This window comes from Paraburkholderia lacunae, assembly GCF_003353175.1.
Lineage (GTDB): Bacteria > Pseudomonadota > Gammaproteobacteria > Burkholderiales > Burkholderiaceae > Paraburkholderia > Paraburkholderia lacunae.
In genome coordinates, this window is sequence record NZ_QHKS01000033.1 from 1 (window position 1) to 26,831 (window position 26,831).

20 protein-coding genes and 4 pseudogenes are annotated in these 26,831 nt (G+C 57.6%); 17 read left to right on the plus strand and 7 right to left on the minus strand.

Annotation, left to right across the window (positions count from 1 at the left end):
- The 3 genes and pseudogenes from DLM46_RS32835 to DLM46_RS32845 form a co-directional block, all read left to right on the plus strand.
- Window positions 1-172, plus strand: a pseudogene (locus tag DLM46_RS32835) (electron transfer flavoprotein subunit beta/FixA family protein); the annotation flags it as partial.
- A gap of 13 nt (window positions 173-185) precedes the next feature.
- Window positions 186-1,133 (plus strand): electron transfer flavoprotein subunit alpha/FixB family protein, encoded by a 948-nt coding sequence (locus DLM46_RS32840; protein ID WP_115107933.1) that lies wholly within the window; start codon window positions 186-188, stop codon window positions 1,131-1,133.
- Window positions 1,134-1,236: 103 nt separating this feature from the next.
- Entirely contained in the window at window positions 1,237-3,027 is a 1,791-nt protein-coding gene (locus DLM46_RS32845) for an acyl-CoA dehydrogenase (protein WP_115107934.1), read from the plus strand.
- Window positions 3,028-3,176: 149 nt separating this feature from the next.
- On the opposite strand, the gene DLM46_RS32850 is transcribed toward DLM46_RS32845, so the two are convergent.
- Window positions 3,177-4,463 (minus strand): D-amino acid dehydrogenase, encoded by a 1,287-nt coding sequence (locus DLM46_RS32850; protein WP_115107937.1) that lies wholly within the window; start codon window positions 4,461-4,463, stop codon window positions 3,177-3,179.
- 159 nt (window positions 4,464-4,622) lie between these two features.
- Between DLM46_RS32850 and DLM46_RS32855 the strand changes: the two genes are divergently transcribed.
- From DLM46_RS32855 to DLM46_RS32880, 6 genes and pseudogenes are all read left to right on the plus strand, one after another.
- The gene (locus DLM46_RS32855) at window positions 4,623-5,111 is read left to right on the plus strand and encodes an Lrp/AsnC ligand binding domain-containing protein (protein ID WP_115107939.1); all 489 of its coding nucleotides are present in this window, start codon (window positions 4,623-4,625) and stop codon (window positions 5,109-5,111) included.
- 107 nt (window positions 5,112-5,218) lie between these two features.
- Window positions 5,219-5,485: pseudogene (locus DLM46_RS32860) on the plus strand (PA0069 family radical SAM protein); the annotation flags it as partial.
- 439 nt (window positions 5,486-5,924) lie between these two features.
- Complete coding sequence (locus DLM46_RS32865; RefSeq protein WP_115107942.1) at window positions 5,925-7,214, plus strand: tyrosine-type recombinase/integrase; 1,290 nt, start codon at window positions 5,925-5,927, stop codon at window positions 7,212-7,214.
- Window positions 7,204-9,048 carry a hypothetical protein gene (locus DLM46_RS32870; protein ID WP_115107944.1) on the plus strand — a complete coding sequence of 615 codons (1,845 nt, stop codon included), beginning with the start codon at window positions 7,204-7,206 and terminating at the stop codon, window positions 9,046-9,048. Before DLM46_RS32865 ends, DLM46_RS32870 begins: the two co-directional genes overlap by 11 nt.
- On the plus strand, window positions 9,045-11,354 hold the full coding sequence (locus DLM46_RS32875; RefSeq protein WP_133300415.1) for a site-specific integrase: 2,310 nt from the start codon (window positions 9,045-9,047) through the stop codon (window positions 11,352-11,354). Before DLM46_RS32870 ends, DLM46_RS32875 begins: the two co-directional genes overlap by 4 nt.
- A complete protein-coding gene (locus DLM46_RS32880) occupies window positions 11,344-11,832 on the plus strand; it encodes a hypothetical protein (RefSeq protein WP_133300416.1) in 489 nt (162 codons plus the stop codon). Before DLM46_RS32875 ends, DLM46_RS32880 begins: the two co-directional genes overlap by 11 nt.
- A 605-nt stretch (window positions 11,833-12,437) precedes the next feature.
- Here DLM46_RS32880 and DLM46_RS32885 read toward each other — a convergent pair.
- From DLM46_RS32885 to DLM46_RS32900, 4 genes are all read right to left on the minus strand, one after another.
- The gene (locus tag DLM46_RS32885; RefSeq protein WP_115107951.1) at window positions 12,438-13,847 is read right to left on the minus strand and encodes a UvrD-helicase domain-containing protein; all 1,410 of its coding nucleotides are present in this window, start codon (window positions 13,845-13,847) and stop codon (window positions 12,438-12,440) included.
- Window positions 13,840-14,988, minus strand: a complete 1,149-nt coding sequence (locus tag DLM46_RS32890; protein WP_208866369.1) for an ATP-dependent nuclease — start codon at window positions 14,986-14,988, stop codon at window positions 13,840-13,842. The genes DLM46_RS32885 and DLM46_RS32890 overlap by 8 nt, the downstream gene beginning before the upstream one ends.
- Window positions 14,985-15,506, minus strand: a complete 522-nt coding sequence (locus DLM46_RS32895) for an ATP-dependent nuclease (RefSeq protein ID WP_133300417.1) — start codon at window positions 15,504-15,506, stop codon at window positions 14,985-14,987. The genes DLM46_RS32890 and DLM46_RS32895 overlap by 4 nt, the downstream gene beginning before the upstream one ends.
- 420 nt (window positions 15,507-15,926) lie before the next feature.
- Entirely contained in the window at window positions 15,927-16,382 is a 456-nt protein-coding gene (locus DLM46_RS32900) for a helix-turn-helix domain-containing protein (RefSeq protein WP_115107958.1), read from the minus strand.
- A gap of 203 nt (window positions 16,383-16,585) precedes the next feature.
- Here DLM46_RS32900 and DLM46_RS32905 point away from each other — a divergent pair, with 203 nt between their 5' ends.
- The 6 genes and pseudogenes from DLM46_RS32905 to DLM46_RS32940 form a co-directional block, all read left to right on the plus strand.
- Window positions 16,586-18,244, plus strand: a complete 1,659-nt coding sequence (locus tag DLM46_RS32905) for a metallophosphoesterase family protein (RefSeq protein ID WP_115107961.1) — start codon at window positions 16,586-16,588, stop codon at window positions 18,242-18,244.
- Between the two features lie 779 nt (window positions 18,245-19,023).
- A complete protein-coding gene (locus DLM46_RS32915) occupies window positions 19,024-19,824 on the plus strand; it encodes a metallophosphoesterase (RefSeq protein WP_115107965.1) in 801 nt (266 codons plus the stop codon).
- A 211-nt stretch (window positions 19,825-20,035) separates the two neighbouring features.
- The gene (locus tag DLM46_RS41370) at window positions 20,036-20,317 is read left to right on the plus strand and encodes a helix-turn-helix domain-containing protein (RefSeq protein ID WP_165848106.1); all 282 of its coding nucleotides are present in this window, start codon (window positions 20,036-20,038) and stop codon (window positions 20,315-20,317) included.
- Window positions 20,311-20,865 (plus strand): HAD domain-containing protein, encoded by a 555-nt coding sequence (locus DLM46_RS32925; protein ID WP_115107971.1) that lies wholly within the window; start codon window positions 20,311-20,313, stop codon window positions 20,863-20,865. The genes DLM46_RS41370 and DLM46_RS32925 overlap by 7 nt, the downstream gene beginning before the upstream one ends.
- A 95-nt stretch (window positions 20,866-20,960) precedes the next feature.
- Window positions 20,961-21,392 (plus strand): DUF6088 family protein, encoded by a 432-nt coding sequence (locus tag DLM46_RS32930; protein WP_115108080.1) that lies wholly within the window; start codon window positions 20,961-20,963, stop codon window positions 21,390-21,392.
- A 662-nt stretch (window positions 21,393-22,054) separates the two neighbouring features.
- Window positions 22,055-22,234 (plus strand): annotated as a pseudogene (locus DLM46_RS32940) (RNA polymerase sigma factor); the annotation flags it as partial.
- Window positions 22,235-22,508: 274 nt separating this feature from the next.
- Here the strand turns inward: DLM46_RS32940 and DLM46_RS40660 are convergent.
- Window positions 22,509-22,727, minus strand: coding sequence for a hypothetical protein (locus DLM46_RS40660; protein WP_115107978.1), 219 nt, complete (start codon window positions 22,725-22,727; stop codon window positions 22,509-22,511).
- 872 nt (window positions 22,728-23,599) lie between these two features.
- Here DLM46_RS40660 and DLM46_RS32955 point away from each other — a divergent pair.
- Both DLM46_RS32955 and xylB read left to right on the plus strand, forming a co-directional pair.
- Entirely contained in the window at window positions 23,600-24,328 is a 729-nt protein-coding gene (locus DLM46_RS32955; RefSeq protein WP_115107982.1) for an SDR family oxidoreductase, read from the plus strand.
- A 34-nt stretch (window positions 24,329-24,362) separates the two neighbouring features.
- A complete protein-coding gene (gene xylB, locus DLM46_RS32960) occupies window positions 24,363-25,826 on the plus strand; it encodes a xylulokinase (protein ID WP_115107985.1) in 1,464 nt (487 codons plus the stop codon).
- A 32-nt stretch (window positions 25,827-25,858) separates the two neighbouring features.
- Here xylB and DLM46_RS32965 read toward each other — a convergent pair.
- Window positions 25,859-26,155, minus strand: a pseudogene (locus DLM46_RS32965) (SDR family oxidoreductase); the annotation flags it as partial.
- Window positions 26,156-26,831: the final 676 nt, after the last annotated feature.

Sequence of the window (26,831 nt, forward strand, 5' to 3'; positions counted from 1 at the left end):
GGCGAAGAAGAAGCCGCTGGAAGTCATCAAGCCGGAAGACCTGGGTGTTGACGTGGCACCGCGCCTGAAGACGCTGAAGGTCGCTGAGCCGCCGAAGCGCTCCGCCGGTGTGATGGTGCCGGACGTGAAGACGCTGGTCGAAAAGCTGAAGACCGAAGCCAAGGTGCTGTAAGGAGACGGACGAAATGACGAATCTGGTAATTGCGGAACACGACAACGCGTCGATCAAGGCCGCGACGCTGAACACGATTGCAGCGGCGCAGAAGATCGGCGGCGACATTCACGTGCTGGTGGCGGGTCACAACGCGCAGGCTGCGGCTGATGCGGCAGCAAAGATCGCAGGCGTCAGCAAGGTGTTGCTGGCCGATGCGCCGCAACTCGCAGCGGGCCTCGCGGAGAACGTCGAAGCGACGGTGCTGACGCTTGTGCAAGACCCGGCGGAGAACTACACGCACATCCTCGCGCCGGCGACCGCCTACGGCAAGAACATCGCGCCGCGTATCGCGGCAAAGCTCGACGTCGCGCAGATCAGCGACATCACGGCAGTGGATTCGGCCGACACGTTCGAACGCCCGATCTACGCAGGCAACGCGATCGCCACGGTGCAGTCCGCTGACCCGATCAAGGTGATCACGGTGCGCACCACCGGTTTCGATGCGGTCGCAGCAGAAGGCGGCAGCGCAACGGTCGAAAAGATCGAAGCGGCAGCAGACAGCGGCATCTCGCAGTTCGTCAGCCGTGAAGTGACGAAGCTGGACCGTCCGGAGCTGACGTCGGCGAAGATCATCGTCTCGGGTGGCCGCGGTCTGGGCAATGGCGAGAACTACACGAAGGTGCTGGAGCCGCTCGCCGACAAGCTGAACGCGGCGCTCGGCGCATCGCGCGCGGCGGTCGATGCGGGCTTCGTGCCGAACGACTATCAGGTCGGCCAGACCGGCAAGATCGTCGCGCCGCAACTGTACGTCGCGGTCGGCATCTCGGGGGCGATCCAGCATCTGGCCGGCATGAAGGACTCGAAGGTGATCGTGGCGATCAACAAGGACCCGGAAGCGCCGATTTTCAGCGTCGCCGATTATGGTCTGGTGGGCGATCTGTTCACGATCGTGCCGGAGCTCGTCAACGAGCTCGGCTAACCACCGCGACGCCCCGTAAAAAGGCGTCTGGCAGCAAACGAAGGGCGCGGGACCTATCCAAGTCCAGCGCCCTTTTTATATCAAAGGCAGGAGGAGAACTGACATGAGCTACACGGCGCCTATCAAAGACATGCTGTTCGTGATGAAAGAACTGGCCGGTCTCGACGACATCGCCAGCTTGCCGGGCTTCGAAGACGCGAACCTCGACACGGCGCAAGCCGTGCTCGAAGAGTCGGCGAAACTGTGTGGCGAAGTGCTGGCGCCGCTGAACGTCGAAGGCGATCGCAATCCGAGCAGTTGGAAGGACGGCGTGGTTACCGCGACGCCGGGTTTCAAGGAAGCTTTTCGCCAGTTCGCGGAAGGCGGCTGGCAAGGCGTGCAACACCCGGTCGACTACGAAGGCCAGGGATTGCCGAAGCTGATCGCCACGCCGTGCGTCGAAATGCTCAACGCGTCGAACCTGTCGTTCGCGCTGTGTCCGCTCCTGACCGACGGCGCGATCGAAGCGCTGCTCACCGCAGGCACCGAAGCGCAAAAGCAAACCTACGTGCCGAAGCTGATTTCCGGCGAGTGGACCGGCACGATGAACCTGACCGAGCCGCAGGCCGGTTCCGATCTCGCGCTGGTGCGCACGCGCGCCGAGCCGCAAGGCGACGGCTCGTTCAAGCTGTTCGGCACGAAGATTTTCATCACGTGGGGCGAGCACGATATGGCGAAGAACATCGCCCATCTCGTGTTGGCCCGTACGCCGAGCGCGCCGGAAGGCGTGAAGGGCATTTCGCTTTTCATCGTGCCGAAGTTTCTCGTCAACGAAGGCGGTTCGCTCGGCGAGCGCAACGACGTGCATTGCGTGTCGATCGAACATAAGCTCGGCATCAAGGCGAGTCCGACCGCGGTGCTGCAATTCGGCGACCACGGCGGCGCAATCGGTCATCTGATCGGCGAAGAGAATCGCGGCCTCGAATACATGTTCATCATGATGAACGCGGCGCGTTTTGCCGTGGGCATGCAGGGCGTCGCCGTGTCGGATCGCGCGTATCAGAAGGCCGTCGCGTACGCGAAAGACCGCGTGCAGAGCCGCCCCGTGGATGGCTCCGCGAAACAGTCGGTGGCGATCATTCAGCACCCGGACGTGCGCCGTATGCTGTCGACCATGCGTTCGCTGACCGAAGCGTCGCGCGCGCTCGCCTATGTTGCCGCTGCGCATTGCGACATCGCGCATCGTCATCCTGATGAAGCGACGCGTGCCGGGCATCAGGCGATCTACGAATTCCTCGTGCCGATCGTGAAGGGCTGGAGCACGGAGTTGTCGATCGACGTGACCAGCCTCGGCGTGCAAGTGCACGGCGGCATGGGCTTCATCGAAGAGACCGGCGCCGCGCAATACTATCGCGACGCGCGCATCCTGCCGATCTACGAAGGCACGACCGCGATCCAGGCGAACGATCTGATCGGTCGCAAGACAGTGCGCGACGGCGGCGCGGTGGCGAAGTCGCTGCTGGCCGGCGTGGCTGAAACCCTCGGAGCGCTCGGCGCACAGCAAGCCCCCGCGTTCGAATCGATGAAGAAGTATCTGGCGCAAGGGCATCGCTCGCTGAGCGCGGCGGTCGATTTCGTTGTTGCCAACACGAAGAGCGACCCGAATGCGGTGTTCGCCGGCAGCGTGCCGTATCTGAAGCTTGCGGGCATCGTGCTGGGCGGCTGGCAGATGGCGCGTGCGTTGCTCGTGGCTGCTGGGAAGCGCGACGAAGATCCGTCGTTCTATGGCGCCAAGATCGCGACCGCGCAGTTTTTCGCCGAGCATGTGTTGCCGCAAGCGTCGGCGCTGGAAGCGTCGATCGTTAGCGCGAAGGGCGGCGAGGGCGTGCTCGCGTTGTCGGAAGATCAGTTCTGATGCGTTACTTGTCCCGCGCGATGTAGCGAAAGCTCGTGTGTAAAAAGCAAACGGCGCCCTTTCGGGCGCCGTTTGCTTTTTGTCAGGCCGGTCTCTGTGCAATAACGAACTTGCGCAAACCGGCTCAACCGCTCGCGAAGCGTTAAAGCTCAGGCATAAGCCGGACGATGCGCTTCGGCGCTTTCGCCGAGATAGCGATGCACCGACAGGTCGTCCGCCTTGATCGCCGGCTGCTTGCCCGACATCACGTCGGCCAGCAACTGACCCGAGCCGCACGACATCGTCCAGCCGAGCGTGCCGTGGCCCGTATTCAGGAACAGGTTCGACACGGGCGTACGGCCGACGATTGGCGTGCCGTCCGGCGTCATCGGACGCAGGCCGGTCCAGAAGGTCGCCTTCGACGTATCGCCGCCGCCCGGGAACAGGTCGTTCACGCACAACTCCAGCGTTTCGCGGCGCGCCTGGCGCAACGACTTGTCGAAGCCGACGATCTCCGCCATGCCGCCGACTCGAATCCGGTCGTCGAAGCGCGTAATCGCGATCTTGTAGGTTTCGTCGAGCACGGTCGACACCGGCGCCGCCGCTGCGTTGACGATCGGCGCGGTGATCGAATAGCCCTTGAGCGGATAGACCGGAATCTTCACGAGGCCGGACATGAATTGGGTCGAATACGAGCCGAGCGCGACAACGAACGAATCCGCGCGCACCAGTTCGCCGCCGCACTGCACGCCGGCGATGCGCTCGCCCGCCATCGCGAGTGCGTCGATCGGCGTGTTGTAGCGGAATTTGACGCCCAGTTGCTCGGCCAGCGCGGCGAGGCGCGTGGTGAACATCTGGCAGTCGCCGGTTTCGTCGCCCGGCAGACGCAGGCCGCCCGTCAGTTTGTGCGAGACTGCGGCGAGCGCCGGTTCGGCCTGCGCCAGTTCGGCGGCCGACAGCAGTTCGTACGGCACGTTGGCGTCTTTCAGCACCGCGATGTCTTTCGCGGCGCCGTCGAATTGTTGCTGGGTGCGGAACACCTGCAGCGTGCCGCCGGTGCGGCCTTCGTACTGGATGCCGGTTTCGGCGCGCAGCGCTTGCAGACAATCGCGGCTGTATTCGGCGAGGCGGACCATGCGGCCCTTGTTCACCGCATAGCGCGATGCCGTGCAGTTCTGCAGCATCTGCCACATCCATTGCAGCTGGAATTGCGTGCCGTCGAGGCGGATCGCGAGCGGCGCATGCTTCTGGAACATCCACTTGACCGCCTTCAGCGGCACGCCAGGCGCTGCCCAGGGCGACGCATAGCCCGGCGAAATCTGGCCGGCATTGGCAAAACTGGTTTCGAGCGCCGGGCCCGCCTCGCGATCGATCACGGTCACTTCGTGACCGGCACGCGCCAGATAATAGGCGCTCGTTACCCCGACCACGCCACTGCCCAAAACGACGACTCGCATAGTTGCTCCGGAAAGGTTTGGAGGGCGGTGCGCTCGTCGATTCGTTGGAATTCGTTCGATTAACGAGGTGTAACGCGGTTCGCCCAGTCTTAACCGCTATACTATTAACAGTCTGGTAGGTTTTGTTATTATATTTTCAAGATTTTCAGCAAAAACATCATGCGTACACAGCGTCATCCGGTTCGCGCCCTCGACAAGCTCGATCACAAGATCCTGCGGCTGCTGCAGGAGGAGGGTCGCATGGCCATGAAAGACCTCGCCGAGCAGGTCGGGCTGTCGGTCACGCCGTGCATCGAGCGGGTTAAGCGGATGGAGCGTGACGGCGTGATCACCGGCTATCACGCGCGCGTGAATCCGGCGGAACTGGGCGCGGCGCTGCTGGTGTTCGTCGAAATCTCCCTCGATCACAAAAGCGGCAACATGTTCGACCAGTTCCGCCGCGAGGTGCAGAAGATCCCCGAGGTGCTGGAGTGCCACCTCGTTTCGGGCGATTTCGACTACCTGATCAAGGCGCGCATCGGCGAAATGGCCGACTACCGGAAGCTGCTCGGCGACATCCTGTTACAGCTGCCCGGCGCGGTGCAGTCGAAGAGCTATGTCGTGATGGAAGAGATCAAGGAAACGCTGACCATCGCGGTTGGTGATTGAGCGGCACGGGAGGGGACGACGGGCTCGACAAAAGGCGTAAACACTGTATATTTATACAGGTGTTCTGTGCCATTTTTCTCCGTTGTTGTTTTCCGCCAGCCCGAGCCGTGAACCGTCCCGACACAGAATTTCCGATCGCTCCGCCAGCGCCTCGCAAAGGGCGTGGCGCGGTGACGAACCTGCAGGGTCGCTATGAAGTCGACCAGCGCGAAGCGGTCGACGACGGCTGGCTGGCGTCCAGCGAGGATGACGGCGGGCCGAAGGTCTTGCGCACGCAGGTATTCGAAGAGCAGGCCAAAACCATTCTCACCCGCAATGCGTCGCCGGACATTCCGTTTGGCGTGTCGCTGAATCCGTATCGCGGTTGCGAACACGTTATGCGACATTAGAAGTGTTCACTGACCGTGTGAGACGGTCAGGAGCGTTCAAGTGTGCGCGACACATCAAGCATGAATATTGTGGGGACACCCCCAGACCTGACGGTCTTGTTGGGGTCTATTTTCTTTGGTGTTCGCCGCCGCTAGGCGGCGCCCCTATCCCTGTTGTAGACCGGTCCTTTCCTTCTATTCCGCATGCGCTGAGAAGCATAAGCGCAGCCTGGCGTTCTGCTTCAGTGCGCACTCAGGTGGTCCGAATAGCGCTGCGTCGTGCTGAATCGCTAAATACCTCGCGAAGACAAAAAACAACGATTAGGCGACGCCGCGAGAAAAACCCCGGTGAATCACTATGGATTCCGGGTGAATCACTAGGTCTGCGAATTGACATGCGTAGTCCGCTGTTCATAATGCGCCGTAAATAATCGGGAACTGTCCAATGAGCAATTTAGTTTCGGCCTTTGACCACCTTGACGAAGAGCTGGCAGAGTGGGTTATTCGTCGCGCGAAATGCCCCACTGAAATGCCTTCGCCAATTGAATCACTGGCAAGCAGAATTCTTCCAGATGGCTTCCCTATTGTCGTCGATGAGCGTACCGGGACCATCTGCGAGCCAATTCTTCTCTTTCTATACGACACGTTTTTGAAAGCGCGTAGTTCCGGCTTTGTACTAAACACTGCTCTTGCTTATTGCTTCGACATTAAGCAATGGTTGATGTATCTGGAAGAGTTTGGGTTGACTTGGACCCAAGTAACTCCTTTCAATCTCGATAGTTACTTCGAAATATTAAATATGGTATCCCCGCAGACCGGGAAAGCGTACGCGGCGGAGACAAAAAATCGCCGCAAGACAGCGCTCGAATCTTTCTATGCGTGGGGAAGACAGAAAAAGCTTGTTGTGGCTGACACGCCGGAAAACGGACTTCTGAAAATCGCGGTAGAAAAAAAGAAGCGCTTCAAGAAGAGCGCGGAAGAAAATCGCCCCGTTTCTGTGTTACAAAAAAAGCAGGCAAGTAGCCTATTCAAAGAGCTTGGCTCAGAGCCGGCAAAGTGGACTACAGAATCTCCGAAGAGTTCTCGAGATTGGTTGGCTTGCAATATCGCAATTTCTGCTGGATTGAGGATTTCTGAGGTTCGTGAATTGAAGCTCTCAAAGTTCAGAAACCTTTGGAGTGGGCCCATCAATCCACTGAAGCGGTATCCAATTAAAATTTTAGGGAAAGGTGGCGTCCAGAGAACAGCCAAGTTTCCCGGTGAGTTGCTGCTCGACCTGAAAGCTTATGCGCAAGGCGAGCGCGCACATATCGTCACGGAGACAGGCGGAGTCGACTCAGATTATTTGCTCCTCAACCCTGCAAGTATCCCGCGTTTCGGAGGAAAGGTCGTGTCTGTCCGCTCATTGGAGCGCGCCTTTTCAGCGGCCTGCATTCGCAGCGGTCTGTATTCATTGGAAACCATCCAAGATATTTCGTGGGGCCCCTCAGGTATCGTAAAAAAAGACCGACTGAAAAGTGTTCCGCTGTTCGTTTTCCACGACCTGCGCCATACATTTGCTGTGTGGACGTATTACACCCTCAAAGCAAATGGCATAACAGAACCGTGGCTTGATATCTCAGCATGTTTAGGCCACAAATTTCTGTCAACGACACTAGACATATATCTCCGAGGCGCTCCAGAATTTGAAGCCTCTGTTTCTGACGCCTATGAAGAGTATCTAAATGCCATATAAAACGGAGTCGCTACTGTACGCTCAGCTTTCCAATCAGCAAAGAAAGGTGCTGGCCGATGGAAGTGCGGAAGTTGTTTTGGAAGATTCTTTCGCAAGTTTTACCGGGAATCCAGATAATCTGGAACTCTTTCAAGCCTCTCTAAATAAGTTGGCGCATGAGGTCAAGACCTTGGCGCTCGAACCATATTTTATTTCTGGTTACGTACGCTGGTCAAACGACCCGGGACACGCGTCTAAGCTAGGATACAGGGCTTTCGTCGGCCAACTGAAGAACGGCATTATTGCTTTTCTTAAGGAGACAGGTCGCACTGGCGTCACAATTCAACAGTTCGACTCTGACCTCGTAACGGAGTTCGTGGATTGGATTAAGTCCAATCCAAAGAATTGGTCTCCAAATACGGGGCGCAGGTACTTGTCTGCGCTGCAGGGTTTATTCGAAGGGCTGGAACGGGCCGGCACGAAGGGCCTGCTTCCACGGGGCGAGAGGGCTCCTCCAAATCATTCGTTTCCAGATTCGGCTCAATTCAGTAACGCGAAGGAACGGCTCGACGATATAAGCTGGCAACAGCTCGTAAATGCTTGTAGGAGCGAGATTACTGAGATAGTCTCAACGATGCAGCCAATCTGGGACTTCCTGGACTCGGGCCTTATCGTTCTGCCAGACGAAACATGCTCGGACCGAACGAAGTTCCGGGATGTCCGCGCCGTCTTGTGCTGGCTGCGTTCCCAGTACGGGAACTCCTTCGTGGTTCCTCTCCAAGAAGAGTTAGCAGCCCGCGACAGACAACTGGCTGCTGCCGTTTATCACACGTACGGCAAGAGAACGATTTCGCGAGCGTTTTATCCCAGCGCCTACGACGCCTTCGTGTTTGCGTTGATGCATGCAATACGCACATTTTCAAATAGTTCTCCTCTTTTCGCTCTTCAAGAAGGCGCGAGGCAAATTGTCGACGTTCTAGGCACCCCTCGCGTAGTCTTTGATATCGAGAAAGGCAGAGGGCCGTACACCTACCGGCGCAGTTTCGCGCTTCAAGAAGATGACCCACTTTCGCCTAATCGGCTCCATGAGGTCATGGCTCGCTGGACGGCGTCTATCCGACCACTCGCGGGGGAACACAACGGGCACTCGTTCCTTTTTGTGTCGCATCATCAGGAGGTTCGTGGCTTTTTTTCTGCCAAATATGATGGAAAAAGTTCGGATTCGGCGTGGAATGCGGCCGCCAGGAATTTTGCAGAGAAACATAACCTATCTCCTATCGTTCTTGGCGTAGTGCGTACGACAGGACTGGATATCGTACGCGCCATCAGGGACGACGATATCCGTGCCATCCAAGCAGCCGGGGGGCAAAAGAGCGCCGCAACGGTTGAACGCCACTACGAAGGTGCGGCAGCGAGACGGCGGAGAGAAGAGAAGCTGGTCCAAGTCATGATTACGCAAGAGCGCTGGGCACAACGCAGTGGCCGTCCTGACATGCGAGGCGCTTCCGAATGCACAGATAACCTCGCGGCCACGCCCGGCTGGAACTGCTTCGACCCGTTCGACTCGCCGTTACCTAGTGAGCAGCCTGGCCGACTCTGCCGAGGATTCGGTGCATGTCCCTCGTGTCCGTTAGCCTTTGTAGACTTAATGTCCGCCTATGCACTGGCGCGCCTTTTCCAACTCGTTGATGAGATTAAGGCAGCAAGGTTTTACGTAACACCGCAGCGATGGGAGTCTGCCTTCCAAGAGTCGCTTGAGACGTTGCAAAGCGGGTGGATTCCGCTGTTCACGAATAAAAGCGTGCAGGACGCGGCGACGCGCCTTGAACTCGAGCCGATTGGAGCCCTTGAATGAACCTCAGCCATATCAATATTCCAGACTTGCCGCACAACGGCGTCTCGCGAGAGCACGTTGTAATTTCGTCGCGGTCAATGTGGCCCGACATCTCATGGTTTCTAGACAGCGTGAATCCGGGCTATCCCTTTTACACCATCTGTTGGCGCTTTGAGCTGCCAGACAATAGTTGGTCTACCGACCCACAGCATTTCGAGCTGCTGGAATCGTTTCGCGAGGTCATTTGGGGAATGACGAAGAACGGCGGATGGTACGGGCGAACGCTTAAGCCCGCAAGCGTGGTGATGTATTCCCCTGCTTTTCGGAGTCTCTTTCGATGGATGGTTTTCAACGACCTGACCTCGTTTGGTGACCTCACACCGGAGACGTTGCGCAGCTATCTAGACGAGCTCCCTTTTCTAATTTCACATGGGAGTGCATATTTTGATGCCGACACTGAGACAAGAGAATGCGACGAGTTAGATGAATGGAACGCGTCGGATGCGGAAGCCTATGAGTCGGAGCTAGCGTTGCATGACGACGGCGACTCTGCGACAGGCGGGACGGCATTAACTGATGTTGCTGACATGCCGACGGCCAGTGACGACGATGTCAACGAAGCCGAGGAAGCAGAAGAAGAGCTTGCGTGCGACAAGGCAGATGACAGCGCAACCTACCATCAAGTAATTGCTCGGGTGACGCTCTTTTACTTGATTTATGCACAAAATCATCGGCTCGAAGAACGCGGGTTTGGGGTACTCAAAGATGTGCCTTTTAACGGCGACAAAGCTCGCAAAGTTTTGAAGACCGTTACAGCCCGTACGTTCAACAGTACACCGCCCCTCCCGGATGAGGTTGCACTTCCACTGCTAGGGTCGGCAATCGCTTGGGTGGAGCACCGGGCCTTCGACGTGATGGCCGTGCAAGAGATATTTCTTTCTGCAGTTGACCGTCATCTTGCGCGCGGAGTGCAGCTTGAGCGTGCCCGCTTGCTCGCACGGCGCGAGCTGGCCAGCTACGAGTTTAGTAAGGACCCTGCTACCGGTCTACCGTGGCGCGGCCCATTGGAGGAAAGAATCGACACTCCGCCTAACAGCTCCTCCGAGGGCCAGGGAGTCGCTCCATCAATCGCGACTGCGATGCGTTACAACCTATTCCGATTGCGAGACGCGGCAATGACTATTCTGCAATATTTGGTAGGCATTCGTCCAAGCGAAGTGTGTGCAATAGAAGCGGGAATGGACGAGGAAACGGGCTTACCGTCGTGCGTTTTGATGAAGCGTTCAACATCTGGACTACTTGAGTTATTTTACTTGAGGTCTCTGCTGAGCAAGGGGCTCGACCAGCCGCAAGCGAACGACTGGCTCATTGGCTGCAGGCCTGCGGGAGCTAAGTCGCTGCCTCTAACCGTGCAATGTCTGAGCGTGTTGCAGCGTGTATTCGAGCCTTGGAGAGCGCTTGGAAACCGCTCGGAAATGCTTGTGGGCTTTCGGTATGGATTCGGTTTGCCGACGAAACCTGAATATGTCGTGAGCATGACCACCTGGTCACTGAATGATTCATTCAAGTTCTTCATGAGAAACGAGGTCGACTTGTCGGCACTTCCTGATGAAAGTGTCCGAGGTGAGAATCTCATCAGATACCGGGAATCGAAGGGAGCGATTGTCACGCCCCGCCAAGGTCGCAAAACATTCGCTGCATTCATGCTCGAGAGTCGTGCGTCGCTACTTCCTGCAGTAAAGGACCACTTCAAGCACCTGAACGTCGCGACTACCGAACGGGCCTACTATCCTCAAGAGGCCCGGATGAGAAACGATGTCGATAGCGTCGCGATATCTGACACCATCGCGTTCTTCACGGAGGCCGTGAAGGGCAAGAAGATTGTCGGACGCATGGCGCCGGTCATCAAACAGTATTTTGGCTCAGAAGACTTTACGAACGCCAAAAGCCCAGCCGAGCTCGACGGGCGAATTCGTCATGTTGTAATTTCTCATGACCTCCGCATCTTCTTTAATGACCATGGCAAGTGTCTCATCGCCGCCAAACCATCTGAGTCTAGATGCAGGCAGGAGACCGGGACCGCCAACTGGGAGAATGTGACACCCGATTATGCAGTACGTAGTCCCGGGATGTGCGCCGGATGTGGAGCCTTCGCAGCGGACCGCTCCAACAGACAATTCTGGGAACGGCGCCTTGAGCAATACACGAAGGCTCATGAAGCCGCTAAGGGGGAAGGGCGAGAACATGAGTACCACGTCCATCTTGCGAGAGCACAGCAGGCCGCACAGGTGATTAAATGGTTCGATGGAGCGGAAATTGAACGATGAACTGGATGGCGGGAACGAGACCGCCAAGGATTTCATAGTAGCTCTCCGACGCTTGCAGGCGGGAGAGCCGACGAACGAAGACCTTCAAGGCCGGCTGGCGGACGGTAAGCTTCGAATTAACATCGCCACCGTTGCGCTCGAGTCGGGGCACTCGCGAAGGCTCATCGGCCACGACGACTGTCCGTTTCCGGAGACCCGAAGTGCAATCCTCCTCGCTGTGACCGGTGACCCCGAGGTTAAGAAGGAGACTCTTAAACAGGAAATCGCGCGTTTGCGCAATGCGAATTCGGAACTCCGGGACAAGCTGGACGTCATGGCAACTTCGAATGCTGAGCTGCTAATAAGATTTGATATGGCGATGGAGGGCTTCTACCCCGATGGTCGGCCGCTACGTCGGGCGACGAAAGGTCAACGGATGAAAGCGATGAGCATTGTAAGTAACAAGGAAAAGGGCGACAAGCCGCGGTCCCAGGGCTGAGTTGCTCGCGATTCCGCGTTGATGGTCAGGGGAGAGAGCTTCTCTCCCTTCAACGAACGAATCGACAGCTCGTTACGCTCAGGACGCGCTTCTCGCGGGGAGGTCGCTCCACTAACCCAACACTTCGGTGTCGCGCTCTGACCTTACCCCGCCGAGTACACCATTCGTAACTTAGTGGGCTTGCCGTTGAGAGTCTCCCACTCGGCCGCCGGCCATATGTATCCAATCCGGTGAAAATTCTTGGCATACAGGTCTCAGAAACACTGCATCCAACTAGTCGGCAAGACGGACGCGCCAAACTACTGGAAACTAAGAATTTTCTGAATAGTAAAAACGGTCGCCATCACGGATGATTCTTTCCGAAATTCTGTCGACCTAATTCACTGAAACAATCCCCGCCTCAATATCTTGACTCGAACTCGCAGAGCCTCTCGGCGAAAGCGCACGAACAGTGAGCTTACGAGCAAGACGCCGCCTTGGCGGCTTCCGCCACGGACGCTGCTCCTTGACAGGGAGCTTTTGCGCTGGCGTCAGGACGTCGTCGAAGCATGGCTGCGTATCATTGACGTCCGAGATGACCTTGGTCGAACCGTCTGTGTGCATCGTTAAACGCTGAAGCTCACGCTTGGCGCCAACACTCGAACCGACTTCGTTCCTCGCGTCAGAGCAACATACCAATGATGGCGGTTCTCGCACGCGTCCGGTGTGATGACGACATGGTCAAATTCAAGACCTTTCACCAATAGCGTGCTGCCAACTGAGCGATTGCGTATGTTTCGCCCTTTCTCACGACGTGCGTTTGCAACCTGAAACGCTGCATCATCGAGTTGCAGAGACGGATTCTCTGCGCACAGTTGCAGTGCCGACTTGATGCAGTAGACCAGTTCTGGGCGCACAGTCGTTACACCGGTCTCGTTCTCAATGCATCTAATTGCATCCAAGACACTTGCGAGCGAACCGTTTGCGGCCACCCCGGTCAAAGCGAGTTCGGCGGCGGTGGGAGGGTTCTTGATGCGCGTTGGATTTGCCAGCAATGATTCGACGCGCTTCCTTTTGCTCGAAGACTCAACCCCGACGTAGGCTGTCCCCACGAGGTCTAGCACCGCCTTCACTCGGTCAATGCCGCTTTGAGTTCTGAGGCTCTCGTAAAAACTGCGCTCGGTTTTTCCCCCGATGGGTTCAATTGTAGTCGCACCGATGGCTTTGGCCAGGTCTGCGCGTCGCACTTCATCGACGCTCGAATGAATAATCGCTAGCGCCTCTCCGTCCGGAGGCCGAATCGAGCAAGAGCCGGCGAGCTGTTGGGCGGCGAGTTTAGGGGCGCGTGGTTGCCATTCTAGGCAGCTCGGTGCGCCGCGAAAATCGAAAATACCGGTCTGAAAGTTCGCTCGCTGACCGATTAGCCACGCACCAAGGGCAGAATTGCCGGCACGAATCCATCTTTGAGGGGTGTTCAGTACGCCGGCCTGAGGGAATGCAGTCAAGGTGTCTGTATGCCAGTTAGCCAGCATGCCCGGACGAAAGCCAAAAATTGCCTGCAGGGGGTCGCCGAAAACGTAGCAGGGCAAATGGCGCGAAAGCGCGCGCACAAGTCCATGGTGTGCGACGGTGCAGTCTTGGTACTCGTCCACAAGTACGCCGTTATACGACGCGCTGAGTATGCTTTGCACTGCGCAGCTGTCAATCAACGCCGTCGCAGCGACCATGACAACATCCCATTCCCGCGACGACGCCGACCAGTCCGCAGCCAAGCCCGACCCTCTGGGAAAGGCTCGCGCCCATCGATGCGCCCATGCGGACAGCGTTTCGACTTGGGCTTTGTCCGGATGTATCTTGTGTTTCACCAACCGACGCCGAATGGCATCGACGCCCGCGACCGTGTGGGTGAGAATGAGCCACCTCCCCGGCCCATTGCCGGCGACGAGGGCAATCTGCTCCGTTTTGCCGGTACCCGCTGGCGCCTCAATCGCACCAGCGCGAGAGCGGAGCATCTGCTGGACGGTCAGTTCAAGCATTGCTGCAAAGCCAACCGAAAATCTGGTCGAGTTGCCATGGCAAATGGGCAGGCGCTCCCGCAGCTACCGTGGGCGTCGCTAGATTCGAGCCGATACGGAAGCACAGGTCGTAGTCTTTCTTAATCCACTTCGACTTGTGTGCGAACCTACCTATCTGACGAAGCCAATTCTTGTCCGATAGGTACGCATATGCCTGTTGCAGCGTTTCAAGCTTCTGACGTACCACGCTGGACAGTTCTCCCAGCGCGCGCGGCTCCCCGATTTCGCCGGCAATCAACTCCAGTAGTTTTGGACGCAAGTCCTGCGGTGCTCCCATAAAAAGTTCTTCTTCGGTGCAACGTCCGTCGCCCCACTCGAAGTGGGGAATATTCTTGTGGTTGAGCGACGCAACGAATCCAGGTGGGATTGGGGCATCACTGTCGGTTAGCAGGGCCGTGCGATAACCAAGAGACGCGAAATGGATTGCGACGGCTGGTGCCGAGGCTCCCCCGCCATCAATGACGGTCGCGCCGAACATCTGGAACTGCCTATGTGTGCCTTCGGCGTATCCCTTGAGAAGCGCGACTTCTGTCTGGCCCTCGCAGACAAGCACCGACCTCGTGAGCAACGCTTCGCCCAGGTCGCGAACGTAGCGCTTTGCTTCGAGGGGGGCGGTGGCGGTTGCTGCGGAAGCCTTGACCTCAACCCTTCCCGTGGCATCCCTGCGACAGACGAAGACCTCACCGAACCTCACCTCGCGTAGCACACTGGGTGAGTGTGTCGTCAGAAACACTTGGCCACTAGCTTCGACTCGCGTGCGCAGGTGGCTCACCAACAGAGAGATTCGGTGGGGCTCAAGTCCGTACTCAATCTCATCGACGAGCAGGAAGTGGCGGTGTGCGGACTCGGCGCTCTGGAGGGCTGCAACTGCGAGACGTGCGGAGCCAGTTCCCATGCACCGAAACGGCACGTTGCCGTCATGCAAGGCAACCCCGCTTGCGTTCATCGAAAAGCTCGTGTGGTCGAGATTCGCCGTCAGCTTGTCACGCACCTGAACGCCCAAGCCTTTGATATCAGGCGAGACGGCGTCAATGATTTCACTGAAGGTCACCGCACTTTGGGCGGCGAACGCGTCACGCGCGGAGCGCAACAGGTCGTTCAACTGCGCAGGCGGCCCCATGAGAGATGCCGGTCCGCGTAGGCTCCGAGGCGTGCTGGAGCCATCTCTTTGCGGTCAGCGAAGCGAACTCGCTTGGACTTGTCTTCAGGGGTGCTGCCAACATAGATTGACCATACGGGCTCGAGCGTATCGTCGACGTCAAGTTGCAGGATGAGGGCAGGTGCGAAGCCCGCGTTCTCCGCTGGCTCCGATTTCCACTCGAGCTTTACGGCGCTCCAGCCGGCGAGCAGCATGCCGTACCGGTCATCGCGCAAATAGTCGCGAGGAAGTTGGGCGATGACCGCAACAATTCTGATGCTGTTCGCTGGATTGGCATCGTAGAAGTCCAAGTCGTCGAACGTGACGTTTTGCCTTTCTGCGAGCAGGAGGTCGATAGCGTCGAGAATAGTCGTTTTGCAGCTATCGCCCGGGCCAATCAAACAGTTGACACCTTGGTTAGGGCACCACGAGAGCTCGCGGATTCCTCGAAAGTTGTAGACCCAAAGCGCTACGATGTGCACGGCGGTCCCCTAACGTATGCTTGTTATAGCACGACGGCGAGTCTTATTTGCGTTCACAGCCCGACGTGGTATTTCGGCGCTCCAAATGTAGCAGAAGTCACAACGACGAAGACCAGTTTGCATGGAGCGATAGCGGCGAGGTAATCGGACCGGAAGTTTTTCGGTCTTAGTGATACAGCTGTGACTAAAACGGTTGCGCTACAAAGCGCATGAAAGCCATTCACGCGCAAACTTACACGTATCTCGACCCTTCCGAACTCGCCGGACTTCTCGGCCTGTCAGTCCGCACAATCACCATGCGAGCAAGACACCGCCCCTGGCTGCTTCCATCTCGCGCCGAGCTTTACGACCAAGAGCTTTTTCGTTGGCGACAAGACGTCGTTCTGCAGTGGCTTGTCGAGACTGAAGCCGCGCAGCTTGCTACAACAGGTCCGTCGGCTTGACGCGAAGCGCAGTCGCGAGTTTTTCCAGAGTGGACAGTTCGATTGGCGCCAATTGATTCTCGCCGGGTGCTTCCAGGCGCGAGATGAGATTGCGGTCAATGCCGACGCGTGCGGCAAGCGTCTTTTGTGAAACGCCTTCAGCGGTACGGAGTTCGAGAACTTTCGCTCCGATTTGCGCTGTCGACGTCTGGTCGCCCGGAGGCCGACGGTGCAAGGAAGCGGTTACTGGCGTCTCAAGCAAAATGCGTACGTCCATTTCCATCGCAGTCGCAAGTGCTTCGGCGCGCTGCAGGGTAATCTTCCCGGCTTTTCGTTCCAGGCGGCTGATGCCCGTCCGGTCAGAGCCGACCATGCTTCCAAGCTGCTCCTGAGACCAGCCTAGCTCCTCCCGACAGCGTTTTAGGTTGCGCGCGAAGCGCTCCTGCAGTGTCATCTTCCCACCGTAAAACTGATAGTGGTGCGATTTTGACGACTACACGGTAAACGTCTACAGCATGTAACGTGTCGCCGTAAAACGTGTAGTCACATAACGTGTAGGCGTTTACATTGCATTCGTTAACCCCTAAACTTGTAGTCATCGAAAGTGTTGGCGCGGAGCTGCAATGGTTTCGCGGTGTAACAATCATGAGGTGACTCTTGGGTGTAGATGAAGCGACGACCGGCCTTTGGGCGCTATTCCGCGAGACTCCTTTTCCGCGAATACAACTCCTTGCTGGTGGCAGTTCCGACGAACGCCTGCACGCGCTGGACTCCGTCGACTGCGACGTACTCGTCGTGGCGGGCGGTCTGGGCGACATCGAAGCCGGCATCGAGCGGCTTTCTAAAATTGGCAAGCCGGTCATTTACGTTCCGGGGGTGGAAGAGTACTGCGGCCGGGATGTCTTGGATGTTGCCAAGGTCGGCAGTGAAGCCGCTCGGGATACCACGGTCCATGTCCTGGACCGACGCTCTCTCGTTTTAGCTGGAGTCCGGTTTCTTGGTGCGACATTCTGGACGTCGCCAGAGGTCTCAGGCGTGGGTATCCACGACTGGCCGTCGAAAACTCGCGACGAATTCCGGGAGATACGCTCGGCGAAGTGGTGGGCTGACGCCTCCAACGCTGAATATGCGTCTGCGCTTTGCCTTGCAAATGGGTGGACCAGACCTGACGAAGAAGTTCGGACCGGCGACCACGGCCTGCATCCAGTCGTCTCCCTGGTTGAGAACCGGCGCGCGTTGGCATGGCTTTCAAGCGAGCTGGCGACAGATTTTGCGGGGCCAACGGTCGTGGTTACACATTTCGAGCCGATGCCAAACGGACGTCAGCGAATCCCCCGTGCGGAAGATATGAGCCAGGTCCGTTCTATGCTCAGAGGTCATCGTTATGCCGCCGACCTGTGGCTTTACGGACACGCCAGAACCACCCGAGAGACAGTTGTCGACGGTGTGAGAGTGTTTGGCGGCTTCGCTACCACCGAGGCAACTATGGACTTTGATGAACTCTTCAACGTAAGAAGACTGGAGCGTTCCGCTACTAAGGGGCGACGTGGCGCAAAGGCTGCGCCAACCCGTGTGCCGATTTCGAGTCCTATCCTAAGTATCGAGCGGGGCTTGATATCTCCGCTGAAACTCATCGTTGAGCCTCTCATTGCCGAGATGCAAAGAGTAGCAAAGGACATCGACGCAATAGTGCCGCACACCATGGCACGAAGCACAACGCTGAGGATGTGTGTTTGCAGAACCATCCACTCGGAGGTGGAACTCTTCAAGCAGGCGGCTGAGGTGGCTTATGACCTGGAGCGGGAGCTTTATCCGCCCGAAAACAACATTGAGTCCGTAATCATGGCTGCTCGAAAAGAGTACGACGCTCCTCTCGGATATCCCTCGAAGGAGCCGAAAGAAATCCGGTTCGACTACTACGGACTGGTCGCAAAGATGGCACGGCACATTGAGTGGCTTAGCGAACTTCCCAATCGAGCTGTCTGGGCGCTGGGCAGATGGACACAACGAACCTACAACATTTTGCGCTATCTGGAACGACACGGAATAGAGGCATGTGTGGTGCCTCCACCGGTGCAGGCACTGCGCTTCGAGAGACTTTCGAACGTCATAGATGTGCGGCTCAAGGTAAGCGTGGGGGATTTTGATATCGAATGTTCAAAACTGAGAAAGTCCTTTCCACGTGACACCGAATGGCCGTTCATTGTGCGCCTGACCCCTGTGGACGGGTTTCCTGAGGACCAGAAGCGCTTGCTGACGCTTTCTCGACTTCGGGAAATTGCAGGCGGCGCTAACTTTTCCACAATTATTGCCTGACTGGACGTTACGCAGCACGAAAGCATTTCAAGATTACAGATTAGGATTCCTGTCGAAGTATATTGAATGTTAGGTTAACTGGTTGGCGATGGATGAGCGCGATGGCACTGGCATCCGGTCATGGCTAGCGCGTGGCGATGACTTGCGCGGCGTCCAGGTCGAGATGGTCCCGCACTCCTTACGAATGTCCGGTGAGACAGGGTCGGCAACGCTTCATATTCTTGAAACGCTGCATGCGTGGTTTTCCGCCAACGGACGTGCACCAATTCCCCCGGGAGGTAGCGGATGAGTAGGTATGACGTTAAACATCTCGCGCTACTGCTCTTGATACCAGCGGGATGCGCGTGCGTCGGCCTGATGCTGGGGCGTCTGATTCGCGGGCGGCGTCCGCGGATTGAGCGCGACCGGCCGCGCATGGCAATGAGCGCTGACTTTCTCCGTGCTGCGCACGACAGCCGAATCTCGATGCATACGCGCATGAAGTGTGCCTTTGAGTGCATATATTTTTGCCTATGCGAAATAGCTGAATCCCGCGGTCTGAAGTTGAACGGTCTGGTGCACCCGAACGTAAAGGTGATTCAGGCTGGCCTTTCTGCATTGGATGTCTCAGAAGCCGAGCAATCGGCGGTCGAGAAACTAGCTCAGTGGACAGCCGACGCATCTCCCTTTCTTCCAGCGCCATCCGTGGGCGATGCCTTTTATCTGGCCGCGCGCATTAACGCTCGAGCGGTTTCAGTGCTCACGCGGCTTCGCAGCTAATTCTCTCGGGGAGAGCAGCCTTGCGTATTCAACTCGCTTCCGACCTTCATCTAGAGTTTCTCGAACGCCAGTTCCCAGGGGAGCGGTTGATTAAGCCCGCGCACCAGGCCGACGTACTCGTTTTGGCGGGCGACATCGACCGTGCCAGCTCCGCGATAAACCTGTTTAAAGACTGGCCCGTTCCCGTCCTGTATGTAGCCGGAAACCACGAGGGATATCACGAGTGCTGGGAAGAAATGCAGGAGGAAATCAGGAATAAGGCTCGAAATACGTCTGTACGCTTTCTCGAACGCGATGTGGTCGATTTCGGAGGGGTGCGTTTCCTGGGTTGTACTCTGTGGACAGACTATTGTTTGCATGGCAACCATCTGCAACTTCAGGCACTGGATAACGCTCAACGCTGCCTTCACGACCACCGCGTCATTCGGACCCGTAGCGGAGAGCGGTTTCTGCCCGAAGACGCGCTGCGAGACCATCGACTCTCCCGTGCCTGGTTAAAGGAGGAACTCTGCCGCCCTTACGACGGCAAGACGGTGGTCGTCACGCATCACGGGCCGCATCCTCTTTCGGTCCACCCGAGATATGCCGAGGGTATTACGAACACGGCCTTCGTAAGCGACCTAACCGAACTGGTTCAGCAGGCCGACTACTGGTTTCACGGTCACGTGCATGACAGCTTCGACTATTGGGTAGGCAATTGCCGTGTCGTTGCGAACCCGCGTGGCTATGCTCGCAACCGATATTCCGTGATGAGCGTACAGCAACTCGAGTTCGAGAATCCAGAGTTCCGTGATGCCTGCGTGATTGACACGGCTGCTTAGGGGCTCGCGAGATAGTTGTCCCCCTGTGCAAGGGAACCGCAACTGGTCATTGAAGTGTGAGGGCGACGAATGGCTCGCAGGGTGCCGATGAAAGACAGAGGTGTGCGCTCCATCCGCCAACGGAGGGCTGTTCGCGCTGGTCCCTCTCTGCCCGCACTCAGCGTCGAGAGCGTGTGCAGGATTGCCAGCCGGATACATGGGAGAGCGATGCATGTCCTTTGATAGTTGCGGATGCTGCTCTCACCTACCACCTGGTAAGCGAGATTTGTTATCAGTCGCCGAGGTTGCACAGCTACTCAATGTAAGTCCCAGCTACGTTGTTCACAGGCTGATGCGTACGTACGTCCTGCGGCCAATTCTTCGTGTTCACGGCCGTCGGTACGTGCTTCGTGTAACAGCCGAAGCGTATCTCCGCAAACGCCGACGACTTGCACGCAGGGCGCTGCGCGAACTGGCGTGTATTCAGCAGAAAGCAGGTGCGTACAAATGTTGACAGGAATTCCGGGACCGACTTTCGACATACGTGCGCCTCGTCACACCGGCGGTCTGGTGTTGTACCTGGATTTTGATGGGGTTCTTCATCCGGAAGACGTCTGGGTGCGACTAAACAAAGGGCCTTACATAGCCTCGCCACCCGGTCATGAACTCTTTGAGCACGCTGAACTGCTGGAGCGCGTGCTGCTGCCATACCCCGACGTCAAGATTGTGCTGAGTACATCATGGGTACGCGTGTATAAGGGCGTTGCGAGAGTTGCGCGCAAGCTGCCGCCTGAACTGCGAGCAAGGGTGGTGGGGGCGACGTATCACCGCTCCATGGACCCAGAGTCATTTCGGCAGACACTGCGCGGCATGCAAATATGGGCCGATGTACTACGCCGACAGCCCGTCGATTGGATAGCACTCGACGACGATTATCTCGACTGGCCCTCCTGGTGCGGAGACAAACTCGTCCGCACGCACGAAGTGCTGGGCATAAGTGCTCCAGTGGTACTAGCTGAGCTGCGAGCAAAACTCGCTCGCATGCACGGGGATGAGCCGTGACGCCGGGATACGCATCGATGTCCGTTGCTCGAGAGGGTCGCGTGGCCGTAACGATAGTGCCCAACGATACCCCGGTTGACCTCGGACAAGTCACGATGAAACTTGAAATCCGTGTTGTGCGCTCAATTGCCCGGCGGAAGGGCGTAGTAATTCTTCGCTCCGAACTGGCAGGCTTGGGCAGTCCGGCGCAGTTGAGCCGCGTCTTGTCCAATCTGGTCAAGACGAAACGATTGGTGCGAGTCGGCGTGGGGATTTACGTCAAAACGCGGCTTAACAAATTCACACACGAGCTTGCGCCGGCCGCCACGTTCGAGGAGATAGCAGCGGAAGTTTTCCGGAAGCTAGAAATCAATATCGCTCATGGCAAGCTGGCTCGCGACTACAACGCAGGAAAAACGACTCAGGTACCAATGCTTGCAGTGGTGGATACCGGGCGTCGTCGCATTACGCGGCGAATCTCTCTCGGAACGCGGATTGTCATTTATGAGCGAAGCGGCGAATACCAGCGAAATGGGAACAAACAGTGAGAGTCCGCGACATTTTGCACCGCCTTCAAGAAGCTGACCTCGACTCCGTTGTGCTATGGCTGCCGCCGTGGGCTGATGCAAGCGAGGCAGACGAAGTCGGCGAGGTCATACTTGTTGCAGACCCATGACCGTCAAAAGCTACGAAATACCCGAACCCCTCGTGGACACGCGCGTGCGCGTATATGCAACAAAGTTGGACACGTTTTGGCAGCAGCAAACCCCCCGTCCCGTGCCGGTCTGTGAGGGGCGGGCCATCCAGTTCGAGGGGTCGGCATGGGAGCAGTGCATTGCAGCGCTGCGCTCAAGGTATGTTCGGGGACCGTTTCCCGTGTCTGACGACATAACGATATTAGCGGTGCAGCAGACCACTTCCGGCCCTCACGTGCTGACAACATGGCGTATTGATATTGCCGTTGCGGACGGAGCCGCAAATGCGCGAGTGCGTAGCACACAACCACGAATCGACCTCGGCCCCATTCCCGTTCGAATGACGGATGACATTGTCGCTGTTGCCATCAAAGTGCTGGAGGCTGCACATGACCACACCGTATGAGCGCACACAGGCCGTGAGGCGCACGCAGGAGCTGCTAAAGGAACTGGCAGCGGGTGTGCATGTTCGTCTCCGGTTCAGTTAAGAGGACGGCTTTGGGCCGTTCATCTGGGAACTGGTCGATGCGTTGGAATCGTTGCCTGTGGACTATCGCGACGTGCTCCTGTTAAGGGACTTCGAAGAACTGACCATCGCCGAAATCGCGGAGCGTATGGGCGCAACGGTACCAGCGACAAAAAGCCGGCTCCATCGCGCCCGCACCATGGCGCGCGAATACCTACTTGCTGAATAGTGGTCTCGCGCTTGCTTATAGCGAGAGAGTTACGTTTCTAAAATGGCCGCCGAACAGCGCTATAAACTCGTTCGCTAGATATGTCTTTACTCATTCGTATCACCGAAGAGTTCTTCCAGACATTCAAAGCCATTCAATGGATGGGGCTCTTTTTGATGCGGGCGGGAGCATCGTGCAGATGCCTCGCAAAAGACCTTGATGAGTTGCAAAGAGAGGGGGGGCGCTCCAGATGGCATGGTAGTGGGTGCATCATAGTGGGCGCCGAGGCGTTATCTCATCCATGGCTATCGACCCACGCTCGTGCCCAGTCAAGTCCGGCATGCTGAGCTTGCTCTTCGGTATCAAAACAGCCAAGGATGCCGGATGCCTCAACGAGCTTGTTGTGTCGGGTGATAGTGCCGCTTGCCGCGTACCGTTCTGGTTGGAGGATATCCGCTTGCTGCAAGATAGCGTGGCCCCACAGGTTGTACCCCTGATAGCTTTGCGATTCCATCAACGACTGACCTCGGCCGCTATGCCACGAGAATCAACCCGAAGCACGTTGCCCTCGGGCGTTATTTGCCGCGGAATCTCCGACATGTCCGGCTCTTCTGGCGGCACGGGCTTTTGCAGGTTGCTTTGCTTCGCCATGAGCTTGGGTGCAGACGTCGGCGCGCGTCGGGCGTTAACTTTCACGGCATGCGGAACGGCATGTCGATGAACTGCGAGCTTGTGCGCAGGACTGGCCCTGTGTGGGGCGGTCGCACGTGCCTCTGGCGGATTCCAAACCTCGGTATAGACCCCAGCCGCAAATGCGGTCGACGCGAGCGTCATCATCGATACGGCCAATCCAATTCCTTTCACAATATCTCCTTGCCGGCCGTTCGTTTCAGCCACTCTTTGCAACCAACGCCCTATCCGACGCATTCGCCATCACAGTCGCGGCAATAATCGGCTTCGACGGTATCGGCATTGCGCCGCCCGTTGTCGATGTGGAGGCAATCAATTCTAGGCTGACCGCCAGGGTCTCGTTAAGTTACGGATACAGCACGCGGCATTCTACGAAATTCGCGTGCATGCAACCCTTCAACTTCCCTTGTGGGAAGCCGTTCGTCAAGTGCCGGGGGAACCGACGCGCGGCATGGCCTCTCTCGGCGCCTCATTGGGTCTACCTCGCAAGCTATAGGGTTTGTCCTCCCCCAAATCGCCTTGACAGAGCTACCGTCGCAATCGAATATTTGCTCGATTTAAGAGCAATTGACCAAATTCAGTGCTGACCAAAAAATCGAAGTCGCCTGCGGTGCGAGCTGAGGGGGCGATAAGCTGTCTGGGTAGATTGCTACTGCGTCAAGTCGGGGATGACCGCCAATCAGGAGGAACAGGAAAATGGAAGGAGAACTGCAGGGCAAGGTCGCTGTTGTAACCGGCGCTGCGTCAGGCATTGGGCTGGCCAGCACCAAGGCGATGTTGGCGGCGGGTGCCCGCGTGGTGCTGGTCGACCGCGATGACGTCGCATTGACGGCAATCTGCAGGGAGCACGGCGACGCGGCGATTCCGCTTGTCGTGGATTTGCTCGACCCGGCGGCTTGCTCAACGCTCGTGCCACGCGTGCTGGAAATCGCGGGACAAATCGACATTCTGCATGCCAACGCAGGCACGTATGTCGGCGGCGACCTGGTGGACGCGGATACGGCAGCGATTGACCGGATGCTGAATCTCAACGTCAATGTGGTGATGAAAAACGTTCACGACGTTTTGCCTAACATGATAGCCCGACGGACCGGCGATATCATCGTGACCAGTTCGCTGGCTGCTCACTTTCCGACGCCGTGGGAGCCGGTCTATGCGTCGTCCAAATGGGCGATTAACTGCTTTGTTCAGACGGTGCGGCGCCAGGTTTTCAAACATGGAATACGCGTAGGCTCCGTGTCGCCCGGCCCGGTCGCTAGTGCACTGCTTGCCGACTGGCCGGAGGAAAAACTGAAGGAGGCCAAAGAATCGGGGAGCCTGCTTGAGGCCGGCGAGGTCGCGGAGGTCATCATGTTCATGCTGACGCGGCAACGTGGTATGACCATCCGCGACGTGGTCTTGATGCCAACCAACTTCGACCTCTAGGCGATATAGGCAAGACGTATCTTGAGTTCAAGTAATGTTTCTCGGCATTGACCTCGGCACGACCGAACTGAAGCTCCTCCTGCTGGCCAGCGATGGACATGTCGTCGGGACCGCTCGTCATCCGCTGGAAATATCGAGGCCGAGGCACCGATGGTCAGAACAGGACCCAGAGGATTGGTGGCGAGCTACGCTGATTGCACTAGCGACGCTGCGCAAGAACTATCCCGACGCGTTTGGACGCATACAGGCCATTGGTCTCTCTGGTCAAATGCATGGTGCCGTTCTCCTTGATGCCAATGACCGGCCGCTGCGCCCGGCGATATTGTGGAACGACATGCGCAGCGTCAGCGAATGCGCTGAACTCACGACCCGCGCACCGAGGCTGCATGAAATCGCAGGCAATTGCGCAATGCCAGGGCTCACGGCACCGAAATTATTGTGGGTCGCACGACACGAGCCGGAGCACTTCCGAAAGCTGGCGTGCGTCCTGCTGCCGAAGGACTATCTACGTCTGCGATTGACCGGTATAAAGCTGACGGACCCGTCCGATGCGTCGGGAACCCTTTGGCTGGATGTCGGGCGTCGCGAATGGTCCGACGAGCTTTTGCAAGCCTGTGACATGACGCGCATGCAGGTGCCACCGATGAAAGAAGGGAACCGAGCGGTCGGCGCCGTGCGTCGCAGTATTGCTAGCGAGCTTGGCCTGCCCGCAAATGTGATTGTTGCGGCTGGCGGGGGCGACACGGCGACGAGCGCGCTGGGCGTGGGCGCGTCGGAATCGGGGGATGGTTTTCTGTCTCTCGGCACCTCGGGAGTGCTGTCCGTTGTCACCGGGCAGTTTCGGCCGAGCCCGCATCTAGGAGTACACGCGCTCTGCCACGCGATTCCGAACCGGTGGCACCGAACGAGCGTCGTGCTGTCTGCGGCTAGCTGCGTTCGTTGGCTATGCAAACTCACTTCGGCCGACGAAGCATGTCTGCTAGGTGAGGTCGAGAGTGTCAGTGCGAACCGTCGGGCCAAAGCTCCATTGTTCTTGCCGTATCTCTCCGGTGAACGAACCCCCCACAATGACCCGTACGCCCAAGGCGTGTTTTTTGGACTTGCTGATTCGACCGACCGCGCCACACTTACCTATTCCGTTCTTGAGGGTGTCACGTTTGCTTTGTCGGACGGACTCGATGCCCTGCGTGCGGATGGCACCCGCGAAACCTCGCTTAGTCTTATCGGTGGTGGTGCACGCAGTGCGTTCTGGACGCAGTTGATGGCTGACGCGTTTGGAGTACGGATAAGCCGGCCGCCCGATTCACAATGCATCGCTGCGCTCGGAGCCGCGCGTCTCGGCTGGTTAGCGGCTGACGGCGATTTTTCGGTCGTTGTCCGTGCCCCGTCGGTGTCGCAGGAATTCTTTCCTGACGACGAGCGGCATTCAATACTCTTGGAACGGTTAGCGTCGTTCCGAGCTCTGTACGGGCAACTGCGGCCGCTTTTTCCAACGTGAGACGTATTCAATTTCGGAGCGGGCACCAAAAGTCAACGATACGCTTGGGCCACCACCGCGGCGGGAGTATCTGCCGAATAGGCCTGCCCCGTCGCGGCAAGTGTTTCTGAAACCCAGCCTGGGCTGACGACGTTAACGCGTGCCTTGCCGTGCAATTCGAGAGCGGCGGACCGCACGAACGCCTCGACCTCTGCATTCACGATGCCCACTGCGGCACTTCCTGTGACCGGATGCAGGGAGAGAATGCCGCTGGTTAGCGTCAGGGACCCGCCTTGTGTGATGTGACCGACCGAGCACCGGACGAGATTGACCTGTCCCGTCAGCTTGTTCTCGTCGCCAGGCAGGGAACTCCGCGAGTTCGTAGAGGCCAGCATCTGGTGTTCTCAGGCGCCCGGAGTAGTATGGTCATGTACACCTAACTACCAGGAGGGGAGGCGATGACTACCTGTGAGCAATGTGGTGGCCAAGGAAAAATCAAGTGCGAAAAATGTGGCGGGACGGGAAAGGTGCAGATAACCGAAATCGAGACTGTTTCAGACATGTCTCGCACGTCCAACATCATCACGTGCCCAAAATGCGATGGAGAGCGGTGGCAGCTCTGCGCACGATGTTACGGTTCCGGAGAAGTCCATGCTAACGGGACCTCCGATATTTTCGACCCCGAAGGCAGAGATACTTGACTTCCTCAGGAGAACGTCAGGAAGACTCAATTGGCAGTTGCAAGTGCGATAGAACTGTTGATGCATGGGCCCGCCGCATACCCGTGCTTTCTAGTAATGGGTACGGCGGGCCATTACATCAAACAGCGGACCGTCTACTGTCGGCCGAACAGGGGCAACCGCTTGGCAGGCGTTCGAGCGCATGTGTGCTGGCGACCTGCAGTTGTTGCCGGTCGAGCTGCCCACGTTCCGTCGTGAAGTTATCCTGAGCTCGGACGCATCCCCATCAAGCACCCCCGTGTGGTTGCACATGCAACCACCGACTAGCCGAACAATAAGCAGTTCA

What these genes read in the sequence shown, in the direction of transcription:
- DLM46_RS32930 (WP_115108080.1), top strand. Translation starts at nt 20,961, where the DNA reads ATGAAACTTGAAATCCGTGTTGTGCGCTCAATTGCCCGGCGGAAGGGC.
- DLM46_RS32840 (WP_115107933.1), top strand. Translation starts at nt 186, where the DNA reads ATGACGAATCTGGTAATTGCGGAACACGACAACGCGTCGATCAAGGCC.
- DLM46_RS41370 (WP_165848106.1), top strand. Translation starts at nt 20,036, where the DNA reads ATGTCCTTTGATAGTTGCGGATGCTGCTCTCACCTACCACCTGGTAAG.
- DLM46_RS32865 (WP_115107942.1), top strand. Translation starts at nt 5,925, where the DNA reads ATGAGCAATTTAGTTTCGGCCTTTGACCACCTTGACGAAGAGCTGGCA.
- DLM46_RS32875 (WP_133300415.1), top strand. Translation starts at nt 9,045, where the DNA reads ATGAACCTCAGCCATATCAATATTCCAGACTTGCCGCACAACGGCGTC.
- DLM46_RS32845 (WP_115107934.1), top strand. Translation starts at nt 1,237, where the DNA reads ATGAGCTACACGGCGCCTATCAAAGACATGCTGTTCGTGATGAAAGAA.
- DLM46_RS32900 (WP_115107958.1), bottom strand. Translation starts at nt 16,382, where the DNA reads ATGACACTGCAGGAGCGCTTCGCGCGCAACCTAAAACGCTGTCGGGAG.
- DLM46_RS32955 (WP_115107982.1), top strand. Translation starts at nt 23,600, where the DNA reads ATGGAAGGAGAACTGCAGGGCAAGGTCGCTGTTGTAACCGGCGCTGCG.
- DLM46_RS32855 (WP_115107939.1), top strand. Translation starts at nt 4,623, where the DNA reads ATGCGTACACAGCGTCATCCGGTTCGCGCCCTCGACAAGCTCGATCAC.
- DLM46_RS32850 (WP_115107937.1), bottom strand. Translation starts at nt 4,463, where the DNA reads ATGCGAGTCGTCGTTTTGGGCAGTGGCGTGGTCGGGGTAACGAGCGCC.
- xylB (WP_115107985.1), top strand. Translation starts at nt 24,363, where the DNA reads ATGTTTCTCGGCATTGACCTCGGCACGACCGAACTGAAGCTCCTCCTG.
- DLM46_RS32925 (WP_115107971.1), top strand. Translation starts at nt 20,311, where the DNA reads ATGTTGACAGGAATTCCGGGACCGACTTTCGACATACGTGCGCCTCGT.
- DLM46_RS32870 (WP_115107944.1), top strand. Translation starts at nt 7,204, where the DNA reads ATGCCATATAAAACGGAGTCGCTACTGTACGCTCAGCTTTCCAATCAG.
- DLM46_RS32885 (WP_115107951.1), bottom strand. Translation starts at nt 13,847, where the DNA reads ATGCTTGAACTGACCGTCCAGCAGATGCTCCGCTCTCGCGCTGGTGCG.
- DLM46_RS40660 (WP_115107978.1), bottom strand. Translation starts at nt 22,727, where the DNA reads ATGGAATCGCAAAGCTATCAGGGGTACAACCTGTGGGGCCACGCTATC.